General features: G+C 72.8%; 18 protein-coding genes and 2 tRNA genes. 8 read left to right on the top strand and 12 right to left on the bottom strand.

Features of this window, described 5'->3' with window-relative positions; genetic code table 11:
- Positions 1 to 41 precede the first annotated feature (41 nt).
- Positions 42 to 1,343, top strand: coding sequence for a UDP-glucose dehydrogenase family protein (locus WMF42_RS13555; protein WP_061607236.1), 1,302 nt, complete (start codon positions 42 to 44; stop codon positions 1,341 to 1,343).
- A gap of 31 nt (positions 1,344 to 1,374) precedes the next feature.
- Here the strand turns inward: WMF42_RS13555 and WMF42_RS13550 are convergent, their stop codons facing one another.
- The 6 genes from WMF42_RS13550 to WMF42_RS13525 form a co-directional block, all read right to left on the bottom strand.
- Complete coding sequence (locus WMF42_RS13550) at positions 1,375 to 2,865, bottom strand: sigma-54-dependent transcriptional regulator (protein ID WP_437692300.1); 1,491 nt, start codon at positions 2,863 to 2,865, stop codon at positions 1,375 to 1,377.
- Positions 2,862 to 5,201, bottom strand: a complete 2,340-nt coding sequence (locus tag WMF42_RS13545; RefSeq protein ID WP_437692298.1) for an ATP-binding protein — start codon at positions 5,199 to 5,201, stop codon at positions 2,862 to 2,864. Before WMF42_RS13545 ends, WMF42_RS13550 begins: the two co-directional genes overlap by 4 nt.
- Before the next feature lie 181 nt (positions 5,202 to 5,382).
- Positions 5,383 to 7,497 (bottom strand): hypothetical protein, encoded by a 2,115-nt coding sequence (locus WMF42_RS13540; protein WP_437692296.1) that lies wholly within the window; start codon positions 7,495 to 7,497, stop codon positions 5,383 to 5,385.
- Positions 7,494 to 8,642 carry a hypothetical protein gene (locus WMF42_RS13535; protein WP_061607232.1) on the bottom strand — a complete coding sequence of 383 codons (1,149 nt, stop codon included), beginning with the start codon at positions 8,640 to 8,642 and terminating at the stop codon, positions 7,494 to 7,496. Before WMF42_RS13535 ends, WMF42_RS13540 begins: the two co-directional genes overlap by 4 nt.
- Before the next feature lie 174 nt (positions 8,643 to 8,816).
- Entirely contained in the window at positions 8,817 to 9,125 is a 309-nt protein-coding gene (locus WMF42_RS13530) for a hypothetical protein (RefSeq protein ID WP_061607231.1), read from the bottom strand.
- Positions 9,126 to 9,433: 308 nt separating this feature from the next.
- Positions 9,434 to 10,909, bottom strand: coding sequence for a DUF4178 domain-containing protein (locus WMF42_RS13525; protein ID WP_061607230.1), 1,476 nt, complete (start codon positions 10,907 to 10,909; stop codon positions 9,434 to 9,436).
- 65 nt (positions 10,910 to 10,974) lie between these two features.
- Here WMF42_RS13525 and WMF42_RS13520 point away from each other — a divergent pair, with 65 nt between their 5' ends.
- The 3 genes from WMF42_RS13520 (at position 10,975) to WMF42_RS13510 (ending at position 15,322) form a co-directional block, all read left to right on the top strand.
- Positions 10,975 to 12,567: a polyamine aminopropyltransferase gene (locus WMF42_RS13520; protein WP_061607229.1), complete on the top strand. Its 1,593-nt coding sequence runs from the start codon at positions 10,975 to 10,977 to the stop codon at positions 12,565 to 12,567.
- Positions 12,568 to 12,571: 4 nt separating this feature from the next.
- A complete protein-coding gene (locus WMF42_RS13515; RefSeq protein ID WP_061607228.1) occupies positions 12,572 to 14,212 on the top strand; it encodes an FAD-dependent oxidoreductase in 1,641 nt (546 codons plus the stop codon).
- 291 nt (positions 14,213 to 14,503) lie between these two features.
- Positions 14,504 to 15,322 carry a PP2C family protein-serine/threonine phosphatase gene (locus WMF42_RS13510; RefSeq protein ID WP_061607227.1) on the top strand — a complete coding sequence of 273 codons (819 nt, stop codon included), beginning with the start codon at positions 14,504 to 14,506 and terminating at the stop codon, positions 15,320 to 15,322.
- Between the two features lie 132 nt (positions 15,323 to 15,454).
- On the opposite strand, the gene WMF42_RS13505 is transcribed toward WMF42_RS13510, so the two are convergent.
- The 4 genes from WMF42_RS13505 to groES all read right to left on the bottom strand — a co-directional run bounded on the left by WMF42_RS13505 (position 15,455) and on the right by groES (position 18,663).
- Positions 15,455 to 16,222, bottom strand: a complete 768-nt coding sequence (locus tag WMF42_RS13505; RefSeq protein ID WP_061607226.1) for an MBL fold metallo-hydrolase — start codon at positions 16,220 to 16,222, stop codon at positions 15,455 to 15,457.
- Between the two features lie 4 nt (positions 16,223 to 16,226).
- Positions 16,227 to 16,397, bottom strand: coding sequence for a hypothetical protein (locus WMF42_RS13500; RefSeq protein WP_155798228.1), 171 nt, complete (start codon positions 16,395 to 16,397; stop codon positions 16,227 to 16,229).
- Positions 16,398 to 16,593: 196 nt separating this feature from the next.
- On the bottom strand, positions 16,594 to 18,291 hold the full coding sequence (gene groL / locus WMF42_RS13495) for a chaperonin GroEL (RefSeq protein ID WP_061607225.1): 1,698 nt from the start codon (positions 18,289 to 18,291) through the stop codon (positions 16,594 to 16,596).
- A gap of 66 nt (positions 18,292 to 18,357) precedes the next feature.
- On the bottom strand, positions 18,358 to 18,663 hold the full coding sequence (gene groES, locus WMF42_RS13490; RefSeq protein ID WP_061607224.1) for a co-chaperone GroES: 306 nt from the start codon (positions 18,661 to 18,663) through the stop codon (positions 18,358 to 18,360).
- Positions 18,664 to 19,181: 518 nt separating this feature from the next.
- Between groES and WMF42_RS13485 the strand changes: the two genes are divergently transcribed.
- The 3 genes from WMF42_RS13485 (at position 19,182) to WMF42_RS13475 (ending at position 20,198) form a co-directional block, all read left to right on the top strand.
- Positions 19,182 to 19,255: transfer RNA gene (locus WMF42_RS13485), tRNA-Gln, on the top strand.
- 39 nt (positions 19,256 to 19,294) lie between these two features.
- Positions 19,295 to 19,369 (top strand) — tRNA-Glu (locus tag WMF42_RS13480).
- A gap of 436 nt (positions 19,370 to 19,805) precedes the next feature.
- Positions 19,806 to 20,198 carry a hypothetical protein gene (locus WMF42_RS13475; RefSeq protein WP_061607223.1) on the top strand — a complete coding sequence of 131 codons (393 nt, stop codon included), beginning with the start codon at positions 19,806 to 19,808 and terminating at the stop codon, positions 20,196 to 20,198.
- Here WMF42_RS13475 and WMF42_RS13470 read toward each other — a convergent pair.
- A complete protein-coding gene (locus WMF42_RS13470; RefSeq protein WP_061607222.1) occupies positions 20,190 to 21,158 on the bottom strand; it encodes an N-acetyltransferase in 969 nt (322 codons plus the stop codon). The two genes, WMF42_RS13475 and WMF42_RS13470, sit on opposite strands and share 9 nt — an antisense overlap.
- Before the next feature lie 544 nt (positions 21,159 to 21,702).
- Here WMF42_RS13470 and WMF42_RS13465 point away from each other — a divergent pair.
- Positions 21,703 to 22,590: a DNA adenine methylase gene (locus tag WMF42_RS13465; RefSeq protein WP_061607221.1), complete on the top strand. Its 888-nt coding sequence runs from the start codon at positions 21,703 to 21,705 to the stop codon at positions 22,588 to 22,590.
- A 16-nt stretch (positions 22,591 to 22,606) separates the two neighbouring features.
- Here the strand turns inward: WMF42_RS13465 and WMF42_RS13460 are convergent, their stop codons facing one another.
- Positions 22,607 to 22,873, bottom strand: a complete 267-nt coding sequence (locus WMF42_RS13460; protein ID WP_061607220.1) for a hypothetical protein — start codon at positions 22,871 to 22,873, stop codon at positions 22,607 to 22,609.
- Positions 22,874 to 23,058: the final 185 nt, after the last annotated feature.

Raw genomic sequence — 23,058 nt, 5'->3', positions numbered from 1 at the left:
GCCCGCTCGAACAGCAGCGGAGTCGTGGTAGCGTCCCGCCCATGCAGCTTGCCGTCGTGGGAACAGGGTATGTCGGCCTCGTGGCCGGCGCGGGGTTCGCGGATTTCGGGAACGACGTGGCTTGCGTCGACGTGTCCGCTGCAAAGATCGAGATGCTGAAGCGCGGAGAGATGCCGATCTTCGAGCCCGGCCTCGACGTGCTGATCGCGAAGAACACGCGCGACGGCAGGCTCCGCTTCTCGACCGACGTCGCCAGCGCCATCCGCGACGCGGAGATCGTCTTCATCGCCGTGGGGACGCCCCAGGCCGACGACGGCTCCGCGGACCTCTCCGCCGTCGAGGCCGTCGGCGAGACGATCGGCAAGAACATCAACAATTTCAAGGTGATCGCCACCAAGAGCACGGTCCCGGTAGGGACGGCCGACCGGCTCCGGCAGATCATCAGCGCGCACGCGTCGCAGCCGTTCGCCGTCGCGTCGAACCCGGAGTTCCTCAAGGAGGGCGACGCGGTGAACGACTTCATGAAGCCCGACCGCGTGATCATCGGGTCGGACGACCCGAAGGCCCGCGAGATCCTGCGCCACCTGTACAACCCGTTCGTCCGGGCGAGCGATCGCATCCAGCTCATGGACGCGCGGTCGGCCGAGCTCACCAAGTACGCCGCCAACGCCCTGCTCGCGACGCGCATCTCGTTCATGAACGACCTCGCGCTGCTCGCGGAGAAGGTCGGCGCGGACATCGAGCTCGTGCGCAAGGGCGTCGGGGCCGACCCGCGCATCGGCACGAAGTTCCTCTTCGCCGGCCCGGGGTTCGGCGGGTCGTGCTTCCCGAAGGATCTCTCGGCCATCCTGTACACGGCGGGCTCGGTGGGGCACGACCTCGAGATCGTCCGGGCGACCGAGCGGATCAACGCGCGCCAGAAGCGGGTCCTCGCGAGCAAGGTGAGCGCCCACTTCGACGGCGCGCTGAAGGGCAAGACGATCGCTGTCTGGGGGCTCGCGTTCAAGCCGCAGACCGACGACATCCGCGAGGCGCCCGCGCTCACGCTGATCGACGCGCTGCTCGAGGCGGGCGCGACGGTCCAGGCGCACGATCCGCAGGCGATGCCGAACGTGCGCGCGATCTACGGCAACCGCATCCTCCTGAGCGACGGCATGTACGGCGCGGCCGAGGGCGCGGACGCGCTGGTCGTCGTCACCGAGTGGCACGAGTACCGGCGCCCCGATTTCCACCGGCTGAAGCGCATCATGAGCGCCCCGGCGCTCTTCGACGGGCGCAACGTCTGGGAGCCCGACGAGCTCCGCGGGATGGGGTTCGTGTACACGGGGATCGGCAGGAAGTAGCGCGCAGCCCGCGGCGCGGGCGTGCGGCCGCTCAGGTGTCGCCCGGGTCCGACGGCAGCGTGAAGCGGCGGCTGCTCGGCGGCTCCTCGCCGAGGTACCGCGGCGCGTTCGCCGGCGTCAGACGCCGGCTGCTCGGCGGCTCCTCCCCTGTGTGCCGGTCCCAGCGCCGCTCCAGCATCTTCCTGTCGACGCCGATGAGCCGCGCCGCGGCCGCCTTGTTGCCGCCGCAGCTCTCGATCGCGTGGTGCAGCACCGCCCGCTCGATCACCCGCAGCTTCGACCCGAGCCGCTCGGGCAGCGCGAGCAGCGCGCGCGCCAGCCTGTCGATCTCCGCCGTCGCGTCGACGACAGGCCGCTCGCGCGCCAGCTCCTCGAGCGTGGGGACGTCGATGAGATCGTCGTCCGCGAGCAGCGCCAGCCGCTCGACGACGTTCCGGAGCTCCCGCACGTTGCCGGGCCACGGCCGCCGGACGAGCCACGCGATCGCGTCGTCGGTGTAGCGGAGCTTGCGCGGGATCTCCGCGGTGAACGCGAGCAGGAGCTCGATGAGATCCGCGTCGCGCTCGGCCAGCGACGGGACGTGCACCGTCACGACGTTGAGCCGGTAGAAGAGGTCCTCCCGGAAGCGCCCCTCGTGGATGCGCTTCTCGAGGTCGACGTGCGTCGCGGCGAGGACGCGGGCGCGGAGCGGGATCTCCGACTCGGCGCCGAGCGGGCGGAAGCGGCGGTCCTCGAGGACGCGGAGCAGCTTCGCCTGGAGCTCGCCCGGCATCTCGGCGATCTCGTCGAGCAGGATGGTGCCCGCGCCCGCGAGCTCGAGCTGGCCGCGCATGCGCTTCTCGGCGCCGGTGAAGGCGCCGCGCTCGTGGCCGAAGATGAGCGACTCGATCAGCGTCCCGGGCAGCGCCGAGCAGTTGACCGCCACGAACGGCTCGCCGCGGCGCGAGCTCATCTCGTGCAGCGCGCGGGCCACCATCTCCTTGCCGCTGCCGGTCTCGCCGCGGATGAGCACCGTCTTGCTCGACTCCGCGACGCGCTCGATGATCCGGCGCACCCGCTCCATCGACGCGGACGAGCCGAGCAGCGCCTTCGTGCCGAACGTGCGATCGACCCGCTCGCGCAGCCGCACCACCTCGCCCTTGAGCAGCAGCCGCTCGCGCTGCCCCTCGACGATCGGCAGCAGCATCTCCGGGCAGAGCTCGTCCTTCAGGACGTAATCCTGGGCGCCGAGCCGCATGGCCTCGCGGATCTCGGAGAGCTCGCTCACCGAGGTGACCATCACCGCGGGCGTGCTGCGCCCCGAGGCCCGCACCCGCCGCAGGATCTCCAGGCCCCCGCGGTCGCGCGGGTCGTCCGAGAGGCGCACGTCGAGCAGCAGCAGGTCCGGCGCGCTCCGCTCCACCGCCGCGATGGCGTCGTCCAGGCCCACCGCCTCCAGCACCTCGACCTCGTCGAGCGCGGTCAGGATCTGCCGCAGCGTGCGGCGGCCGCTCCGCTGATCATCGACGACCAGGATCTTCACGCGACCTCTTCCTCTGCGCTCTGGGACACGTCGGCGGCCGGGATGGCGATCACGAACCGCGTCCTGCCGTCGCGCCGCTCCGCGTCGATGGTCCACCCGTGGGCGCGGACGATGCGGTGCGTGATGGCGAGCCCGAGCCCCGTCCCGCCGGGCTTCGTTGTGTACCAGGGCGCGAAGATCCGCGCCGCGTCGCCCGAGATCCCGGGCCCCGTGTCCCACACGACGAGCTCGGCGCCGCCCTCCGTGGTCGTCCAGGTGACGCCGATGGTCCCCACCTCGCCCGCCGCGTCGAGCCCGTTCGAGAGCAGGTTCACGAGCACCTGCGTCGCCTGATCAGGGTCGCAGCGGAGCCTCGGGGTCGCGCTCACCCGCGCCTCGACCCGCCGCTTGCCGAGCTGATCGCGCAGCAGCATCTCCGCCCGGCTCACGAGCTCCTCGACGGACAGGCGGCGGCGCTCGAGCTTCCGGTGCGTGACCCGCCGCAGCCCCATCACGAGGCGCTCGAGGCGCTCGACCTCCTCGCAGCCGATCTCGACCTCCTCGGCGTCCAGGCGCTGGTCGCTCGACCCGCGCTGGAACACCGAGCGGAAGAAGTTGATCGGGTAGCGCACCTCGTGGGTGATCTCGGCCGCGAGCGTCTCGATGAGCGCCGCGCGCTCGTCGCGCCACGCGGCCGCCTGCTCGCGCCGCCGCCGCTCCAGCTCGGCGTAGCTGTGCGCGTGCGCCAGGGCGAGCGCGGCCTGGTTGCCGATGGTGCGGAGCAGGTCGAGGTCCTCGCTCGTGAACAGGGCGCCGCCGCGCTTCCGGCCCACCTCGAGGACGCCGAGCAGCCGGCCGCGGAACATCACCGTCAGCGACAGCTCGCTCGCGCTCACCTCGGGCGGGCCGAGCCCGATGATCCGCTCGCCGCTCTGCTCGGGGGCCGGCGGCCGTGCCTCGTTCTCGAGGTGGCCGGCGTCGGCCGCGTCGACCGCGAAGGGGCGGAAGGTGACCCGCTCGCACGGCAGCCAGCGCGCCACGATGCGCTCGACAGCGTCGGCGACCTCCTCGGGATCGGTGACGAGCGTCAGCTCCTCGCTGAGCTGCTCGACGGTGGGCTTGTACTCCGCGCGCGCCGGGAAGAGCTTCCGGTCGCCGGCGCCGAGCGCGAACACGACGAGCACGGCGCTGACGACGGCGGCCGGCACGGCGACCTTGAGCGCGCCGAGCAGCGGCAGGCCGGCGTACCCCGCGCAGGCGGAGCAGACGATCACGGTGAGCGCGACCATCATGCCGGCGATGATGACCCGCGTGAGCGGGCGCGAGAGGAGCGCGCGGCTCCCCCAGAGGTCGTAGCGGATGAACGCGACGACGCTCGAGACAGGCGTGAGGGCGAGCGCCGGGATCGCGAACCAGGCGAGCAGCGACGCCGAGACGCCGAGCATGGCCAGCATGAAGCCGAGCGCGATCACGACGTGCGGCGGCGCCATCGCGAGGAGCAGCACGCGCAGCGTGCGGCGGCGATCCCCCTCGGCCACGGCGAAGCGGGCGATCAGGGCGGTCGAGAAGAAGAAGAACGACGCGACCATGAGCGTCGCGCAGACGCCCCGGAGCCCGACGGTGGTCCACCCCACGGCGTGCGAGGCGAGCAGGCCGGCGGCGAGCAGGCCGCCGAGCGCCTGCGCGATCCACCCGAGGGCGGGGTAGCGCGCGACAAGCGGGACGTCGTCCGGCAGCCGGAGCGCCAGGGTGAAGAAGCTCATCGGGACGAGCGCGTAGGCGACGTGGAAGAACGGAACGAGGTCGCGCGCGCCGTGGTAGTCGAAGATCGTGAACTGGAAGAGCGCGGTGAACAGCGCCGCGCTCGCGAAGGCGCGGGCGAGCTTGCCGTGCGGGCTCGCGCTCAGCGCGATGAGCGCGGCGCCCACGTAGAGCGAGGCGAGGACCATCAGCCCGCCGGCGTAGAACCACCAGGCGAGCGGATCGAAGGGGGCGAGGCTGAGCTCGACGTCGCGCAGCCCTCCCGCGGTCTCGACGCGGGCGCGCACCGAGCGCTGCCCCTCGCGCGCCGCCTGCTCGACCGCGGCGTCCCAGACGCTGGCGCGGTAACGCCCCTCGGTGCTCTCGAGGCGCCAGCCGTTCACCTCGACGATCCGATCGGGGAACCGGAGGCCCTTCTGGAAGCCCTCCCAGGAGGGCAGGCCAAGGCTCGAGACAACGCCGTCCGGGTCGACGAGGACGCCAGGAAACGGGCGCTCGTACCAGCGCAGCGCGTTCCTGATCCCCAGGCCGCCCAGAACGAGCGCCGCGAGGACGATCGCCGCAAGGAGCCAACGCCGATTCTCGATAGCTCGCATCGGGAGACTCGACAGCGCGAAAATTGCGCCCCGAGCTACCCACGATACGCTGGAACCCCGGGTGAACCAACGGGGCTCGTCCTCGTCCGAGGCGCGGCGCCCCCGCCCCCCGCGATCCCGGTCGCCCGGCGGCGCGGTCACGCGAGATCCATTACGTTCCAAGACGGAGATGAGGGCGGGATCACTCCACCGGAGGGGCGGCGGAGCGCGCCCGGGCAGCGCTCTCGGGCGCGGCGCGCTCCGCGGCGCCGACGAACACGGCGGCCGCCAGCTCCCCGAAGCGCGCCTCGACCGCCTCGACGGCCTCGGCGTCGGTCGCCGATCGCTCGAGCCGGTCGAGCAGGGCGGCGAGCTCGTCCCGCACGCCCGGCGAGCGCGCCGGCGCCGGGCGGCTCACGTCGAGGCCGCGGACGAGGACCGCGAGGTGCCGCAGCACGACGCCCACGCCGTGGGCGCGCTGGCGCCGGGGGTCCCCCGCGGTGAGGCGGGCGTGGCGCGCGAGGGCGCAGAGGCCGTGGCAGAGGCCCGGGTCGGCGAGCAACGCGCGGACGGCCCAGCGCGCGAGGCGGCGCGAGTACAGGCCGCGGGCGAGCGGGCGCGCCGCGCGCGCGTCGTGCCAGGCGCGCGCGGCGTCGTCCTCGCCGAGGAGCACCAGCGCCAGCGCGATCGGATCGCCGGCGGCGAGGCAGGCCCGGCCCGCGTCCATGCGGCCGTAGCCGTGCTTGGCGTTGTGGCCGTCGCGGTCGCGCGCCTCGGGGAGGAGATCCCACCTGTCGGCCGCCGGCTCGGCCGACGCGGGCGCCTCGGGGGGCACCGGATCGAGCGTGCGCCGGACGATGTCGTCGAGCTCGGGCACGCGGAGCGCGGGGTTCTGCGCCAGGACGAGGAGCAGGGCGCCCGCGGCGAGGGCCGACGCCCCGCTCGACTCCGCGTGGCAGAGCCGCTCGGTCGCTGGCCCCACGCCCGACGCGGGCGGGAGCGGGCACGTGAGATCGTCGCCGGGCGCGAGCCACCGCACCGCCGGGCCGCGGTTGGCGAAGGGGCGGCTGCGCCGCCGGCGATCCCGCCAGAGGAACCAGCCCTCGCCGCGGGCGCCCGGGCCGACGCAGAACACGCGCGGGTCGCTCGCGGGCTCGCCGAACCCGAGCGAGAAGCTCGCGTGGAGCGAGTCGGGGGGGCTCGACGCCTCGCGGCCGGTCGGGAACACGACCGGGCAGCCCCGCCCGCGGCGCCCGAGGCGGGCGGCGAACTCGAGCGCGTCGTCGAGCATCGGCGTCGTGGAGCCCTCGATGTACGCGGCGCAGACAACGACGTCGGCGCCGTCGCTGACCGCCCGGACGATCGCGACAGGCAGGGCGAGGACGCACGCGCCCGGCTTCGGGATCAGGTAGAGCCGCGGCGAGGCGTCCGGCGCGACGCCGCGGAACCCGCCGGGGCGGCGGAGCCCGACGGCCCACGCGACCATCAGCGCGCCGTGCGCCTGGCTGCGCGGCGGCTGCTCGACGAGGACCAGCACCTCGCGGTCGATCCCGAGCTCGTCGACCGCCTGGGCGTCGTCGTCGATCACGCCGAGGCGCATCCCGGCGCCGGTCCCGCAGCGGCGGCGATCGACGGCGATCCCGCCCTCCTCGGCGCGGAGGAACCAGCGGCCTGGCGTGACGGGCTCGTCCTCGTCCGAGGCGCCGCGCGGGGCCCAGCCCTCGTCGGGGCGCGCCGCGTCGGCCGGGGCGGCGTCGAAGCGCGGCGCGACAGCGGCGCTCGTGCGCCGGGCCGACGCGACGTAGCGCACCGGGAGCCCCGCGGCCGCGAGCGCCGCGGCGACCTCGGCGCGCCGCCCGCGATCGGGCGACCGGACGCGCAGCCAGAAGATGGGCGCCCGCTCGACGATCCGCTCGACCTCGACCCCGGACCACCGCGCCGAGAGCGCCGCGGCCACGGCGTCGGGCGCCACGGCGCCGCGCGCGGCGACGACGACATCGAGGGGGCCGCCGTCGTCGTCGCACGCGGCCGTCGGCACCGGGGCGTAGCCGAACTCCCACGGCGGGCGCGGCGGGCGCTCCCTGCGCGACGCGGCGGACGCCGGGGGCGGAGCGCTCGATCGGCTGCGCTCCGGGCGGGTGGGCCCCTCCTCCGGGAGGCCCTCTCCTCCTGGAGCGGCCGCGCCGCCCTCCGGGGAGCCCGCGCCTCCCGGCGTGGCCGCGCCGCCCTCGGGGGGGGCCGCCTCCCCTCGCGCGGCCGCGCCGGCCGCCGGAGGCCCCCCTCCCCTTCGCGTGGCCGCGCTGCGGCCCCGGCTCATGCCAGCACGGCCTTGGCCCAGGATTTGAGCGCATGGGCGCGGTTGGCGAAGCCCGGGCTCTCGGCCTCGCACCGCGCGAGCTCCTGCGCCTGCGCCTCCCTCCCCGCCGTCCAGGCGGCGACGCGGCGCGCGCCGAGGACGGCCGCGCGCCGCCGGGCGGCGCGGAAGCACCGGCGCTCCCCGTCGAGCATCGCCCCGAGGACGCCGGCCTCGAGGACCATGCGCCGGACGGGGATCAGGGACGAGGGCACGCTGGAGGTCGGCGGCTCGCTCTGCCCCTTCGGGGTCGCGGCGATGCCCCAGGGCGGCGTGCCGAGCGGCCCGTACGCGACAGCGCCGCGGCGGTGCGCGCCGCCGGGGGCGCGGCCCTGGCCGCGCGCGGCGTCGTCATCGCCGTCGTCGACGTCGACGTCGCCGACATCGCCGACGTCCGGTTCCCCGTGCGCGCGCGATCGGAGCTCCGAGGCCAGGACGACGGCCCAGGCGCCGCCGCGCTGGTAGTCGTCCTGCCAGTCCATGACGTCGTCGTGGAGCTGCAGGCCGAGCCACACCGACGAGAGCATCCGCGAGAGCACCTCGCGCTGCGCGGCCGTCCAGCCCGCGGCGTGCGCCAGGGCGATCGACGCCGGGAAGCCGACGCGCTGCTTGGCGAGGGAGAGCGCGTAGTAGCGGCTGAAGCCGGCGGGCTCGCCGCTCGCGAGGAGGGCGCGCTCGGCCTCGATGGCGAGCAGCGTGGCCTCGTCCGCGCGGGCGAAGTCGATGGCCGGGTCGTCGACGCCGGGGGCGACGCGGCGGAGCGCCTCGTCGCGCGCCCGCCGCGCGTGGGCCAGGAGCGCCTCGAGCTGCCAGGTCGGGCGGATCTGCGCGTCCTGGATGCGGTCGGTGGCGAACGCCTCGATGACGGCGAGCAGGTGCGCGAGGAGCGCGTCCTGCACCGTGGCCCCCCGGACGCCGGGCATCGCGTCCGCGAGCAGCGCGGGCGCGGACAGGGTGAACTCGTTGCTGAACACCGCGCTCCAGGGCACGTCGCGCGACGGCGTCAGGCCGAGGGTGTGGGCCAGCCCCTGCGCCTCGGCGTGCAGCATGCCGGGGAGCGTCCGCCAGAACGCCTTGTAGAGCTCATCCACCCACAGCGCCTCATCCATGAGCGGGCACCTCCGTCGCGAGGCGCGCCGCCCCGCCGGACCTGCGCCGCGCGCTCCGGGCGCCGGTGGATGGCCGCGCACCCGGGGCGCCGGTAGATGGCACCGGGGCGGAGCCGCGCCGGTGAGACGTACGTCGATGGCGGTGCATCCCCGCCTGTCGCCTGCGCCGCAGCATCAATAGACGTTCGACTCCTTCCAGGGCGACAGGCACACGTTGATGCGCTCCTCGACGACGATGGCCCGCCACTGGAGCACCTGAGCGGCGCTCAGCCCGTCGAAGAAGCCGCCGATCCAGGAGCGGATGCGCCCGTTGAGCTGCGCGCGGACGCTGGCCGCGTCGGCCGGCTCCTCGTCGGACTCGGGCGCGACGACGTAGAGGGCGAGGAGCTGCTTGAACTCGTCGAAGTGCTCCTGGTTCCGGAGCAGGGAGATGTAGAGCGCGCGCAGCTGTGCGTGCGGATCGACCGAATTCACGGTTTGCATGGTCCTCCGTCACCGGCCCGCGCCGGCTTCGGCGGCACATTGCACGTCATGGGCCGCCGCTGACCAGCGTGTAACCCATTGAAATCACTCGACCACCACGGGCGGCCGTCCGCGAACGGTACCCGAAACCGACCATCGTCTGCCCGAATCCGACCGCTCCGCTCGCCGCGCGATCACCCTCGCTGCGGGGGTGGACACAGACATGTCCAGCCCTCGGCGCCCCGACTCAGCACCAGCCGGATCGCGTCAGTCGCCGCGGCGCGGCGTCGTTCAATTCAGGTCCAGCCGAATCGAGCAGTGAAGCTGGATCACTTCCCGCCGCCGAAGCTCGGGGTGCTCCCGCCTGTCGGAACGAAGAGGATGCCGCCCCCGCCGCCTCCGCCGCAGTCGCTGAGCGCGCTGAGGAGGATGAGGACGATGATCACGACGACGACGACGACGAGGATCGTGCCGGCGCTCATCCCCGTCCCGCCGCCGAGCGCGGGGCGCGGCGGGGGCGACAGGTGGAAGGCGGCGGCGAGCTCCTTGCCCGGGAGCGGGGAGCAGAACGACACGCTGACCTCGGTCGGGGCCTGCTCGATGCTGACCTTGCCGTCCGAGCCCTGGTACTCGGTGGCCTGGACCGACTCGCCGATCTCGACCTTCCAGTAGAACTCGCCGATGACGTACTCCACCTCGGCCTGGACGCTCTGCTTGAGCGAGTACGTCTGTCCCTTGTAGGTCGCGACCGAGCCCATGGGCTGGACCTCGCCGGGCGAGAGCGGCGTCACGAGCTGCCACGCGCCGTCCTCTTCCATGAGCCACAGGTAGCCGACGCTCGGGCCGCCGTAGAGCAGGTACTCCCGCCAGCGGTAGCGCTCGCCCTCCACCGTGCAGCCCCGGATGACGAAGCCGATGCAGAGCACGCGCATGCCGCGGAGCTGGCCCTCGGCGCCGAGCGGCACGTACGGCTCCACGGGCGGCCGGGGGACCTGGCCGAGCGCGGTCAGGGCGCCCTTCGTGAGGTCGCTCGCGGTGCCGCAGTACCGGCAGACGATGCGCTCCGCGGTGCCGGGGGCGGCGAGCGGCAGGTTGCCGCCGCAGCTGGGGCACGCCACGGCGGTCACCTGCGCCGAGGGCGCCTCCACGGGCGCGCCGGTGTCGAGCCGCATCACGGCCGGGTCGAACTGCCGGCCCAGGTAGAGCTTCGGCGGGAGGCTCCGGCCGTCGCCGTAGTCGAGGGTCCCGAACTCGCCCCGCGGCCCCGCGATGTCGACGAAGCCGGTCACCACGCCCGGCGGGGCGACGTAGGGCATCTCGCCTTCGGCCGAGATGACGCGCCGGCGTCCCACCTCGACGACGGTGAACATCCCGTGCCCCTCGAGGTGGACGCGGCCGCCGGGCTGGAGCGAGGTCCACGGCGGGAGGCCGTTCAGCGGGAGCGGCGCCTCGCTGGTCGCGTACCAGCGCCCCTGGGCGAAGGCGACCCACGTCCAGCGGCCGCTGCTCGGGAACGCGATGAAGATCTCCTGCCAGGGCGCGCCCGGCGCGCCGGCGCGGTCGAGCTGCACGCGGCCGTCGACAACGAACGGCTCGTTGCCCCAGCGCCCGGTGACCCCGACCTGCAGGGGCGTGGGGATCTCGACGAGGTCGGCGACGCGGCCGATGGCGCGCAGGTCCCGATCGGTGCGGGCGATGACGAACTTGCAGTGCTTGCACACCTGGGCCATCGCGCCCGCGAAGCGAAACGTGATCGGCGCGCCGCAGGAGGGGCACGCGGCTGCTCGGTCGAAGGGCGTGCTCACGCGAGCACCATACTAGAAGCGGAGGCCAGCTGTGATCCAGCACGAGCGGTGCTAGGACCGCGCCGATGCCGGTCACCGACGAGCGCTCGACGGGCGCCGCGCTTGCCCCTCCTGGAGACGCCCTGGCGGCGCAGCCGCTGCCCCGGCTCGTGCACCCGGCGCTCCTCGCGAGCGTGTTCGTCATCGCCACGTCGGGCCTCATCTACGAGCTCATCACCGGCACGCTCGCGAGCTACGTGCTCGGCGACTCGGTGGCGCAGTTCAGCTTCGTCATCGGCCTCTACCTGTTCGCGATGGGGATCGGCTCGTACCTCTCGCAGTACATCGAGAGCCGCCTCCTCGAGCGCTTCGTCGAGATCGAGCTCGGCCTCGCGCTCGTCGGCGGGCTCTCCGCGCCGATGCTCTTCCGGGTCTACACCGCGCTCGGGGCGTTCCGCGCGCTGCTCTACTCGCTCGTGCTGCTCATCGGCGTGCTCGTGGGGCTCGAGATCCCGCTGCTCATCCGGCTGCTCAACTTCTCGCTGGATCTCAAGCGGCTCGTCGCGCGGGTGCTCACGCTCGACTACATCGGCGCCCTCGCCGCGAGCCTGCTCTTCCCCGCGATCTTCCTGCCGCGCCTCGGGATCCACCAGACGAGCCTCTTCTTCGGCCTGCTCAACGCGGCGGTCGCGCTCACGAGCACGTTCCTCTTCCCGCTCGAGCGCGCCGTCGTCGTCAAGCTGCGGGCGCTCTGCCTCGTCGTCATCGCGGCGCTCGGGGTGGCCTTCGCGCTCGTCTCGCGGTTCGTCGAGCGCTCGGAGGCGATCTACTTCGGGGCGCCCATCGTCTACGCGGCGCAGTCGCCGTACCAGCGCATCGTCGTCACAAGGGGCCCGCGCACGACGCGCCTCTTCCTGAACGGCAACCTCCAGTTCTCGTCGGACGACGAGCACCGGTACCACGAGGTGCTCGTGCACCCGGCCGTCGCCGCGCTGGGGCGCGATCCGCGGCGCGCGCTGGTCCTCGGCGGCGGCGACGGGCTCGCCGCGCGCGAGCTGCTCCGGTACCCGTCGATCGAGCAGATCCTGCTCGTCGACCTCGACGCCGCGGTCACGGACGCCTTCCGCGACCTGCCGCTCGCCGCGGACCTGAACGGCGGCGCGCTCCGCGATCCGCGCGTCGTCATCCGCAACCAGGACGCGTTCAAGTACCTCGAGGAGTCGACAGAGTCGTTCGATCTCGCGATCGTCGACTTCCCCGATCCGGGCAACTACGCGGTCGGCAAGCTGTACACGGACGCCTTCTACCACCTGCTCCGGCAGCGGATCTCCGTGCGCGGCCTCGCCGTGGTCCAGGCGACGTCGCCGCACTACGCGCGCGAGTCGTTCTGGTGCGTCGTGACGACGCTCGAGGCGGCCGGCTGGAAGACCGCGCCGCTGCACGTCTACGTGCCGAGCTTCGGCGAGTGGGGGTTCATCCTGGCCGGCGGCGAGGGGCTCACCGCGCCCGGCGCCCTCCGCGTCGATCCGTCGAAGCTCCGCTACCTCGACTCGAGCGGCCTGCCGGAGCTCTTCCGGTTCCCGCGCGATCTCGGCCGCGTCGAGGCGCCGGTGAACCGGCTGAACGACCAGAAGCTCGTCTCCGTGTACACGCGCGAGTGGGCCGAGTGGTCGCGGTGATCCGGTGAACCGCCGCGGCTTCCTGAGCTCCGTCGCGGCGGGCTGGCTCGTGCACGCGGCCTCGCCGGGGCGGCCGCCGCTCGCCGGCGAGATCGTCGGCGCGGCCCACGGCGCGGGCCACCTGCTCCGCGGCGGCGCGTCGACGAGGACGGCGTCCGGCCCGCCGGAGCGCGCGGACGTCGTGATCGTCGGCGGCGGGGTGAGCGGGCTGTCGGCCGCGTGGCGCCTCGCCGACGCCGGGCTCGATCTGCGGGTGCTCGAGCTCGAGCCGCGGCCCGGCGGCACGAGCGCGTGGGGCGAGGACGGCGTGGTGCCGTACCCGTGGGGCGCGCACTACCTCGCCGCGCCGAACGTCGAGGCGCGCGCGACGCTGCGGCTGCTCGATCAGATGGGCGTCGTCACCGGGTGGGACGCGGCGGGGCGCCCCGTGTTCGATCCGCGCAGGCTCTGCCACGCGCCGGGCGAGCGGCTGTTCTACGAGGGCGCGTGGCACGCCGGCCTCGCGCCTGTCGACGCGCTGCCGGACGACGCGCTGGAGGAGCTCGAGCGGTTCCACGCGCTCGAGGAGGACCTCACGGAGCTCACCGGCAGGGACGGGCTCCCGGCGTTCCAGATCCCGCTCGCGCGCTCGTCGCGCGATCCCGAGCTCCTCGAGCTCGACCGGATCAGCATGGCGGCGTGGCTCGATCGCGAGGGGTACCGCACGCCCTTCCTGCGCTGGTACGTGCGCTACGCGATGCTCGACGACTTCGGCGGCGAGCCGGAGGAGATCTCGGCCTGGGCGGGGCTGCACTACTTCGCGGGGCGCAAGGTGCGCACGCCGGCGCTCGCGGGCAGCCACTACCTGATCTGGCCCGAGGGCAACGGCCGGCTCGTGAAGGCGCTGCTCGAGCGCGCGGCGCCGCGCGTGTCGCTCGGCGCGCTCGTCACGTCGGTGCGCCCGCTGCCGGAGGGCGGCGTCGAGGTCGGCTACATCGACGTGCAGCGCGGCGAGGCGCGCCGGGTCGAGGCGCGCGCCGCGATCCTCGCGGCGCCGGCGTTCGTCGCGCGCCGGATCTTCGCGGGGAGCGCGGCGGGCGCGCTGCCCGAGCGGACAACGTCGGCGTGGCTCGTGGCGAACCTGCACGTCGAGCGGCCCCTCGATCCGAACCATGCGTGGGATTCCGTCCTCTATGGCGCAGAGGGGCTCGGCTACGTCGACGCGCGCCACCAGCTCACCGATCTCGCGGCGGCGACGACGCAGCGGTCGCGCCTCGCGACGCCGATGCAGCGCACCGTGCTGACATACTACCGCGCCCACGGCGGGCCCGACGTTGCCGCCGCGCGCGCGGCGCTGCTCGGCGCGCCGTGGGCGTCGATCGCGGACGGCGTGCTGCGCGATCTCGCGCCGGCGCACCCGCACCTGCGCGACGAGGTCGCGCGCATGGACGTCATGATCTGGGGCCACGCGATGCCGCGCCCGCGCCCCGGCTTCCTCGGCGCGCGGCCGTTCGATCCGCCGTGCGCGCTCTCGGAGCGCGTCGCCTGGGCGCACGTCGATCAGGCCGGGATGGCGCTCTTCGAGGAGGCGCAGGCGAGCGGCGTGCGCGCCGCCGAGACGATCGCCGCCGCGCTCGGGATCGCGATCGGCGAGACCTGGCTCTGAGCGGCCGCCTGCGCCGTCGTCGCCCGCCGCGAGAGCGCGCCGCGCCCGCTGGATCGGGCGTGCGCGGAGCGCGCGCGGCGCCGCGCGACGAGCAACCCCCACGTCCACCCTCATCTTTCAAGAGCAAAGTGCGCGCGGCGAGCGGGCGCCGCCGGGAAGGTCCATGCCCCCAGCGGCCGGCCGCTTCTTGCGGGCGCGAAGCGGCCCCTGTGGGAGATCCGGCCCAGGATTTCAGCTTTGCCCTCGCCTTGAACTTGCGCTGCCCCCCTGCTCCGCGTCTACTCTCTGCCCATGTTGCGGACCCGGTTTGCCGGGATGACGGATACCGGGCTCCTCCGGGACCACAATGAGGACAACCTCCTCGTCAGCGAGGAGTACCGTGTCGTGGCCGTGGCGGATGGCATGGGCGGACACCGCTCGGGCGACGTCGCGAGCCAGCTTGCCGTGAGCACCCTCTCGGACTTCCTGTCCGTGACGGTCGGGAGGGACGCGACGTGGCCGTTCCCTGCCGATCCGAACCTCACGGAGGAAGAGAACTACGTCGTCACCGGCCTCCGGCTGGCGAACCGGCGCATCTTCGATCGCTCGCTGAAGACGCTCGCCGACTTCGGCATGGGCACGACGATCGTGGCGGCGATGTTCTCCAAGGACGCCGAGCACGTGACGGTCGGCCACGTGGGCGACAGCCGCTGCTATCGCCTGCGCGACAGCCAGATCACGCAGCTCACGCGCGACCACTCGCTCGTCAGCGACGCCGCGCACATGGCGCCGTGGATGACCGAGGAGGAGGTCCGGCAGCTCCCGGCCAACGTCATCACGCGCGCGCTCGGCATCCGCGAGGACGTCCTCGTCGATCTCGTGACGGACGAGACGCGCCACGGCGACGTGTACCTCCTCTGCTCGGACGGCCTGTCCGGGCTCGTGAGCGACGATCAGATCCTCGAGCTCGTGATGTCCAGCGGCTCGCTGGACGCGGCGTGCAAGGCGCTCGTCGACCGGGCGAACTACTTCGGCGGCACCGACAACATCACGGTCGTCCTCGCCCGCGTCGAGGAAGTCCCCGACGGCAAGCGCACCTTCAACGACGAGCCCACGCAGGAGAGCCGCTAGCGGCGCGTCGCCGGGCCTCCTCCGGCAGCGCCGGAGGAGCGAGGGCTCAGGCGAGTCCGGCGGCGTCCCCCCGCCGCGCGACGAACAGGGTCTCCTCGGGCCGGGCAGCCCGGCAACCCGCCGACCCGCCGCTTACAGGACGAAGTGGTCCATGAGCTGGAGGACCTCCAGGTTCAGCCCCTTCAGCGCGGCGCACTCCCGCTCCACCTCGGCCTGGAAGACCGGCTTGATGTGGTAGAGCATCGTCGGCAGGTCCCTTGGCGCGCGGTACTTCTGGAGCTCGACGGCGAGCGTCTGCGGCGTGTGGTGGCCGCTCACCGTGGCGAGCCGCTGCTCCCTGTCGGGGAAGCTGACCTCCATGAGCAGCGCGCGGAGGTCCTGCTGCTGGTTCAGCACCTCCCACAGCCGGTCGGTCGGCCCGGTGTCGCCGCTGTACGCGATGGCGCCGCCGCTCCCCTCGATCACGAACGCCGAGGCGTCGATCGTGTGCGTCACCTGGACCGCGCGCACGAGCCGCCCGGCCACCATCGTGGGGCGCTCCGGCTTCAGCTCGAGGTACTGGATGGTCGGCTGCGCGGGCGTCGGGATCACCGCGAAATCGGGCCACAGCACGTTGTTGAAGAAGTGCTTCTTCAGCGTCCGCAGCGTCTCGCGCGTGCCCGCGATCACGAGCGGCGGGCACCCGAGCTGGCAGCGGTTGTCCGCGATGGTGGCCAGGTCGCGGATGTGATCGAGGTGCGCGTGGCTCACGAGGCACGCCTCGATCCGCGCCTGCTCCTTGATCTCGAGCCCGCTCGTCAGCGAGCCCGCGTCGATCGCGAGGACGTCGTCCACGACGAACGCGCACGTGCGATGCCTGGGGGTCTCGCCGCCGTGGCAGCCGATGACGCGCAGCTCCACCGGCTCAGCTCTCTCCGCCGAGCTTCAGCGGCATCTTCAGGAGCTCGATGAAAACCCTGGATCGCCGCATGTCGGTCACCATGATCGCCGCCCCGGCGTGGGAACCGCCCCCGTGAAAGGGCACGTCGCCCGGCACGTACTCGCGGCCACGGCGGGCGAACGACGATTCCGACATTGCCCGAGAGTCTAGCGCCCTGCGCGACCGCGGGTCAAAAACCCAGGCAAGAGCGCTCGGCCTCACAAAGCGCGAGGGGCCCTCCAAGCCAGCATGGTTTGGAGGACCCCTCGGCCCGCTGCATCGGGAGCGGCGCGCTCAGCGGCCAGCGCCGGCGTGAGGCCGGCGCCGGACCGAGCGCGGCGCGGACAGGCGCTCAACCCATGTCGAAGTCGCCCATGCCGCCCATGCCGCCCATGCCGCCCATGCCGCCCATGCCGCCCATACCCCCCATGCCGCCCATGCCGCCGGGGGCCCCGCCGCCCGCGGCCTTCTCCTTCTTGGGCTTGTCGGCGATGAGGGCCTCGGTCGTGAGCATCAGCGCCGCGACGCTGGCCGCGTTGGTGAGCGCGTGGCGCACGACCTTGGCCGGGTCGATGACCCCGCCCGCGAGCAGGTCCTCGTACGTGTCCGTCGCGGCGTTGTAGCCGAACGTGGGCGCGCCCGACCGGACCTTCTCCACGACCACCGTCCCGTCGACGCCAGCGTTGTGGGCGATCTGACGGACCGGCGCCTCGACGGCGCGGCGCACGAGCCGCACGCCGGCGTCGCGCTCGTCGTTGAACTTGAGCCCGTCGAGCGTGGCGGCCGCCCGGAGCAGGGCCACGCCGCCGCCGACAACGATGCCCTCCTCGACGGCGGCGCGGGTCGCGTGCAGCGCGTCCTCGACGCGCGCCTTCTTCTCCTTCATCTCCGTCTCGGTCGCCGCGCCGACCTTCACCACCGCGACGCCGCCGGCGAGCTTCGCGAGCCGCTCCTGGAGCTTCTCGCGATCGTAGTCGCTGGTCGTGTCCGCGATCTGCTTGCGGATCGCCTCGATGCGGCCCTTGATGGCGGTCTTGTCGCCCTGGCCGTCGATGATGACGGTGTTGTCCTTGTCGATCTCGACCCGCTTGGCGGTCCCGAGGTCGCGCACGGTGGCGCTCTCGAGCTTCTGCCCGAGGTCCTCCATGAACGGGGTCGCGCCGGTGAGGATGGCGATGTCCTTCAGCATCTCCTTGCGGCGATCGCCGAAGCCGGGCGCCTTCACGGCGGCCACCTTGATGGTGCCGCGCAGCTTGTTCACGACGAGCGTGGCGAGCGCCTCCCCCTCGATGTCCTCGGAGAGGATGAGCAGCTCGCGCCCCTGCTTCACCACCTGCTCGAGCAGCGGCAGGAGGTCGGCCATCGCGGAGATCTTCTTCTCGTGGACGAGGATGAGCGGGTTCGTGAGCACCGCCGTCATCTTCTCGGCGTCGGTCACGAAGTAGGGCGAGAGGTAGCCGCGGTCGAACTGCATGCCGTCGACGGTCTCGAGCTCCGTCGTCATGCGCTTGTTCTCCTCGACCGTGATCACGCCCTCCTTGCCGACCTTCTCCATGGCGTCGGCGAGGATCGCGCCGATCTCCTTGTCGCCGTTGGCGCTGACCGTGGCGACCTGGGCGATCTGGTCCTTGTCCTTGGTGGGCTTGGCGGCCTGCTGCACCGCCTCGATGACCTTCGCGACCGCCGCGTCGATGCCGCGCTTCAGGTCCATCGGGTTGTGGCCGGCCTCGACGAGCTTGAGGCCCTCGCCGAAGAGCGCCTGCGCCAGCACCGTCGCCGTCGTCGTGCCGTCGCCCGCCTTGTCGCTCGTCTTCGAGGCGACCTCGCGCACCATCTGGGCGCCCATGTTCTCGAGCTTGCCGACGAGCTCGACCTCCTTCGCCACCGTGACGCCGTCCTTCGTGACGACCGGCGCGCCCCAGCTCTTCTCGATGACGACGTTCCGGCCCTTGGGCCCGAGGGTCACCTTGACCGCATCGGCGAGCGTGTTCACGCCCTTCAGGATCGCGGCGCGGGCGCCGCGGCTAAAAACGATCTGCTTCGCAGCCATCTCTCAATCCCCTCGCGGCCGCGCGGCCGCATCTGCAACGCTTGGGTTCGGTTGCCTGGATCCGGATCACGTCGCGGCGGAGGCGGACTCGGTGACGGCGAGCACGTCGTCCTCGCGGAGGAGCACGTGCTCCTCACCGTCGAGCTTCACCTCGGTGCCGCTGTACTTGCCGAACAGCACCTTGTCGCCGACCTTCACCTCGAGCGGGCGAACCTTGCCGTCCTTCAGGACCTTGCCGTTGCCCACGGCGACGACGCGCCCCTCGATCGGCTTCTCCTTCGCGGCGTCGGGGATGATGATGCCCCCCTTGGTCTTCGTCTCGCTCTCGACACGCTTGACGACAATCCGATCTTGCAGCGGCCTGATTCTCATGATGGCTCCTCGTCCTCGGCTGGTTGACTGACCATCGGCCTCGCCGGAGGTCCCGCTCGCCCCCACCGCCGGGGCATTCCGCCCACACGACGAGAGCTAAGTACCCGGGATCACAGTTGCTTGGCACTCTCCCAGGCCGGTGGCTAAAACCGCGCCGAAAGTAAATCAGGCTCCCGGCGCGTCAAGGGCGCACGGCAGACAGCCGCGACTTTTCGGCCGACGCAGCGCCCGGACGGGGAAAGGAAAATTTCTGTAGAAAGCGGGAAGCAAGGCGCCACGGGGTGGCGCGGGCGGCGGCCAGGCGGGGTATCTCGGGGATGGACGGACCCGGCGCCGAGGCGGGCCGGCGCGCGCCCGGGTGGAATCCAGCGGGGTGGCGTTCGACGAACAGGCGCGAAATGCAGCCGATTTCCGGCCCGAGGAACTTTCGTCGCCGGCTCCGATTTTCATCGCTTGACATACCGGGCAGCCCGAGTAGATTCCGCGGCCCGTGGCGCTGATGCAGAGCGCTCACCCCTTGGGGGATCGTCTAACGGCAGGACGCAAGATTCTGGCTCTTGCTATCAAGGTTCGAATCCTTGTCCCCCAGCCAGGCCGATCAGCTCTGCTGTAGGCCTTCTCGACAGAACAAGGTCCCATCGTCTAGCGGTTAGGACATCGGCCTCTCACGCCGGTAACGCGGGTTCGATTCCCGCTGGGATCGCCACTCTGGCTTTTCTTTCCCTGTCAGCCCTCGCGCTGTCGTCGTTCGAACGTTCCGGACGACGCCTCCAGGCTGGCCTCCTCGGCACAGCAGCTCACCGGGTCGCCCCTTCGCGCCGGTAGAGACGCTGGCTGCCCCGTCAGCGACGAGCCGTACGACAAGCTCGCGTTCGCCCGGTCGGTGGTGGGCGACATGCCCCGATGAAGTACGGCTTCGTCGAGGTGGCGCGCGACGGCTACCACGACGGGCGCGCGCTCGACAGCATCCGCCGCGCCTCGCGGGCGAGACGCCGGCGCTGTCGTCGATCGGCCAGCTGCGCAGATCGGCCGCCCGCGACGGGATCTCCGGCGCGCGGCGCCACGGCGTCGCTCCGCGATCGGCCGCCGATTTCTTGGGCATCCGCGGCGGTCGGCGCAGAGTCGCGGCCGGAGGCACCCCGATGAAGCAACAGATGACGCCGAGCGATGTCCCTCAAGATGCCGTGGAGCGCTGCCTGGTGAGGGCGATGCAGGGGAGCGGCGCGCGCGCCGTGGCCCTCGCCGGCGAGGAGGGCCTGCTCCTCGCCGGGGCGCGCGGCGCTGGCGGCGCGGGGAGCGACGACGAGCTCGCGCTGCTCGCCGCGCTGGGCGCCGGCTGCGCCGACAAGATCGCCGGGTACGCCGAGCTCGACGAGTTCGTCGACGCCGTGGCCGGCGGGGACGACTTCTACGCGACGCGGCTCACTGTGTGCGACCGGACGCTCTACCTCGCCTCGATCGGCGCGCGCGTGCCGCAGCAGAAGAAGATCGCCGCGGAGCTCGGCAGGATCCTCGCGCCCGTGCTGTCAGCCTGACCCGCGGCGCGCCTCGGCCGGGCGCCGGGGCCGGTCCGACGGGCCCGCCGAGGCGAGGAGGAACCCCTCGGCCCTGTGCGGGGCGAGGCCGCAGCGCGCGTTCATGCGCTTCGCGATCTCGTCGCCGGCCCTGACGAGCGCGTAGAACCACCGGATCCCGAAGCGCTCGTGCCCCTCCCGGAGCGCCGCGGCCTGGAGCGGCGCCCCGAGCCCGCGGCCGCGGTACTCGTCGCGCAGGCAGGTGCAGATCGGCATGCCGGTCCAGGAAGGCGCCTCGCCCACGTCGGGGATCCAGAGCGGCGGGGCGCCCAGCAGCCCGAGCTGCGAGAGCGCCTCGCGCCCGCCCTCGGCAGGCTCGGGCCGCGTCAGGACCCACAGGGTCGTGCAGCCGACAAGCGCGCCGCGGCCGTCGCGCAGCGCGAGGGTCAACGAGCGCCCCCCGCCGCCGCGCAGGGCCCACCCCGGGAGCGGCGCGTGGCCGCTCTCGGCCTGGAGCTCCTGGATCGCGCGGATCGCGTCGTCGTCGTCGTCCGGCGACACCCTGGACAGGTGGAGGCCCGCCGGGAACGAGCGGAACCGGCCGAGGCCCTGCACGGCGGCCCACACCTCGCCGGCCGGGGCGCCCATCACGGAGAGCCCGTCATCGACGGAGAGCCCCGCCTGGCGCAGCGACGCGGCGAGCGCCGGGAGGTCCGGCCGGGGGGCGTGCAGGAGCACGCGCTCGAAGCAGCGCACCAGCGCCTCGCGCCGGTCCGGAGGCGTCCTCTGGGCGTGCAGCAGCAGGAGCGAGCGACCGTCGGTGGTCATGCTGTCCTGCTCCGCGATCCAGCCGCGCGCGGCGTACAGGATCCGCTGAACCCGGTAATCCGCAGCCTCGCCGAAGCAGCCAGGTCCGTCCGCCGGAGCGGGGCGGCGCTGCTGCGGGGCGTCGTCGCGATCGAGGTCGAAGGCAAGCATCATGGCGGCATTCCTCCTGTCGAGAGGGAACGGCGGCTTCGACAAAAGCCGCCACCCGGCGCGGGGCGCCCGCGCGCTGCGCCCGGGCGAGCCCCTGCCGCGCCGCCCAGGGCCGCCGGCGAGACGGCCCGAGGCGGCGGTGCGTGGATGCGGGAGAGCTCCGCTCAACCAGCGGCTGCTCGGCCCGCGTGACGAGACTTCAACTTATCCCTGCTGCGCTGCCGCGCAAGCGACGACATGCCATGATCCGGGCGGTGGACAGACGGGGTCATTCGCGCTCACGTTTACTTGCAAGCATCCGTAATTGTTTCATAAAATAAACCAATACCGGCCCTCGACGACAGGGCACCTCGCCGCCCGCCGGGGCCGGGATGTGGACATAGAACGTCCTAGCCCGGGGCGACGCGTGGCGCGGCGCATGGCGCGCGTGCCCCCCGCGCGCGGGGGCGGACCGGCGAGGCGCTCTGGACGGTGAGCTCGCTCGCTGTGAGCCGCGGTGGTTGAGGACGATCGCGCGCCCTGGTAGGTTGGCGTCCAGTATTGCGCGATGACCACCGCACTTGTCACTGAACCCGACAGCGCCGCGCCCCCGCTGCCACGCCCGTTCCTCAAGTGGGCCGGCGGCAAGGGCCAGCTCCTCCGGCAGTTCCAGCCGCTGCTGCCCGCGTCCTACGGGCGCTACTTCGAGCCGTTCGTTGGGGGAGCAGCGCTGTTCTTCTGCCTGCAGCCGAAGCGCGCCGCCCTGACGGACGTCAACGCCGAGCTCATCGACTGCTACCGCGCGGTGCGCGATCGGGTCGAGGACGTCATCGCCGCGCTGGGCAGCCATGCCTACGACCAGGCGCACTATTACAGGGTTCGCGATCTCGACCCGACGACGCTCTCGCTGCCGGAGCGCGCCGCGCGGACCATCTTCCTGAACCGGACGGGCTTCAACGGGCTGTACCGGGTCAACAGCGCCGGCCGCTTCAACGTGCCTTTCGGTCGCTACGTGAACCCGTCGATCTGCAACCCGCCCCAGCTCCGGGCCTGCTCGGCGGCGCTCCAGGCCGTCGAGCTCGAGGTCCGCGACTTCGAGCGCGTGCTCGACCACGCCGAGGAGGGCGACTTCGTCTACCTGGACCCGCCGTACTCGCCCGTCTCGTCGACGGCGAACTTCACGTCCTACAGCGCGGGCGGCTTCAGCTTCCGCGACCAGGAGCGCCTCGCGGCCCTGTTCGCGGCGCTCGACGAGCGAGGCGTCAAGGTGATGCTCTCGAACTCCGATGTTCCGGAGATCCCGCCGCTCTACAAGCGGTTCAAGATCGACAGGGTCGCGGCGCTCCGGAGCATCAACGCGAAGAGCGACGCCCGCGGCCGCGTGGGAGAGATCGTGATCCGGAATTACGGGGGCAAGCGAGGCCGGAAGGCCGCGCTGGCGGACAGGGCGGGCTGAGCCCGGCGCGCGCCCCTCAGTCGATGGTCTTCGACTCGTGCTTCTCGGGATCGGGGGCCACGCACTCCTCGGCGTGCGCCATGGCCACCTCGATCTCCTCGTGGATCTCGCGCGCGGTGATCTTCTTTCCCGACGGATCGACGGCCTCCCACACGAAGCCGCGTTGCTCGCCGGGACGCTCGGGGATCCATCGGACCCGCAAGGTCCAGCCGCGCATCTCGGCCTGATAACCGCCTTCCTCGTGATCGCGCTGCCATGCGGAGACGGTGGGGTGCTTCAGCATCGCAGGGTCTCCTGATCAGCAGGTCGCGAGGACAAAAGAACTGTTCCCGAATGGCCGCGCTCCCCCCCCGAGCAACGCCGCCGTCCGGGAACACGGGGAAGATAGCAGGCGCCTGGCGCCGGGCGATCAGGCAGGCGTGTGTTCCTCATGAGGATGCACCTTACTCCAGTCCCAGCGCGCGCCGA

Source organism: Sorangium sp. So ce176, assembly GCF_051519835.1.
GTDB classification, from domain to species: Bacteria; Myxococcota_A; Polyangia; order Polyangiales; family Polyangiaceae; genus Sorangium; species Sorangium cellulosum_G.
Note: the sequence above shows the minus strand (reverse complement) of the source record. Positions and strands in the feature narration are given on the sequence as shown.

Coding starts and splice junctions, on each gene's coding strand:
- WMF42_RS13555 (WP_061607236.1), top strand. CDS start 42: ATGCAGCTTGCCGTCGTGGGAACAGGGTATGTCGGCCTCGTGGCCGGC.
- WMF42_RS13545 (WP_437692298.1), bottom strand. CDS start 5,201: ATGCGAGCTATCGAGAATCGGCGTTGGCTCCTTGCGGCGATCGTCCTC.
- WMF42_RS13540 (WP_437692296.1), bottom strand. CDS start 7,497: ATGAGCCGGGGCCGCAGCGCGGCCACGCGAAGGGGAGGGGGGCCTCCG.
- WMF42_RS13535 (WP_061607232.1), bottom strand. CDS start 8,642: ATGGATGAGGCGCTGTGGGTGGATGAGCTCTACAAGGCGTTCTGGCGG.
- WMF42_RS13530 (WP_061607231.1), bottom strand. CDS start 9,125: ATGCAAACCGTGAATTCGGTCGATCCGCACGCACAGCTGCGCGCGCTC.
- WMF42_RS13520 (WP_061607229.1), top strand. CDS start 10,975: ATGCCGGTCACCGACGAGCGCTCGACGGGCGCCGCGCTTGCCCCTCCT.
- WMF42_RS13510 (WP_061607227.1), top strand. CDS start 14,504: ATGTTGCGGACCCGGTTTGCCGGGATGACGGATACCGGGCTCCTCCGG.
- WMF42_RS13500 (WP_155798228.1), bottom strand. CDS start 16,397: ATGTCGGAATCGTCGTTCGCCCGCCGTGGCCGCGAGTACGTGCCGGGC.
- groL (WP_061607225.1), bottom strand. CDS start 18,291: ATGGCTGCGAAGCAGATCGTTTTTAGCCGCGGCGCCCGCGCCGCGATC.
- groES (WP_061607224.1), bottom strand. CDS start 18,663: ATGAGAATCAGGCCGCTGCAAGATCGGATTGTCGTCAAGCGTGTCGAG.
- WMF42_RS13475 (WP_061607223.1), top strand. CDS start 19,806: ATGAAGCAACAGATGACGCCGAGCGATGTCCCTCAAGATGCCGTGGAG.
- WMF42_RS13470 (WP_061607222.1), bottom strand. CDS start 21,158: ATGATGCTTGCCTTCGACCTCGATCGCGACGACGCCCCGCAGCAGCGC.
- WMF42_RS13465 (WP_061607221.1), top strand. CDS start 21,703: ATGACCACCGCACTTGTCACTGAACCCGACAGCGCCGCGCCCCCGCTG.
- WMF42_RS13460 (WP_061607220.1), bottom strand. CDS start 22,873: ATGCTGAAGCACCCCACCGTCTCCGCATGGCAGCGCGATCACGAGGAA.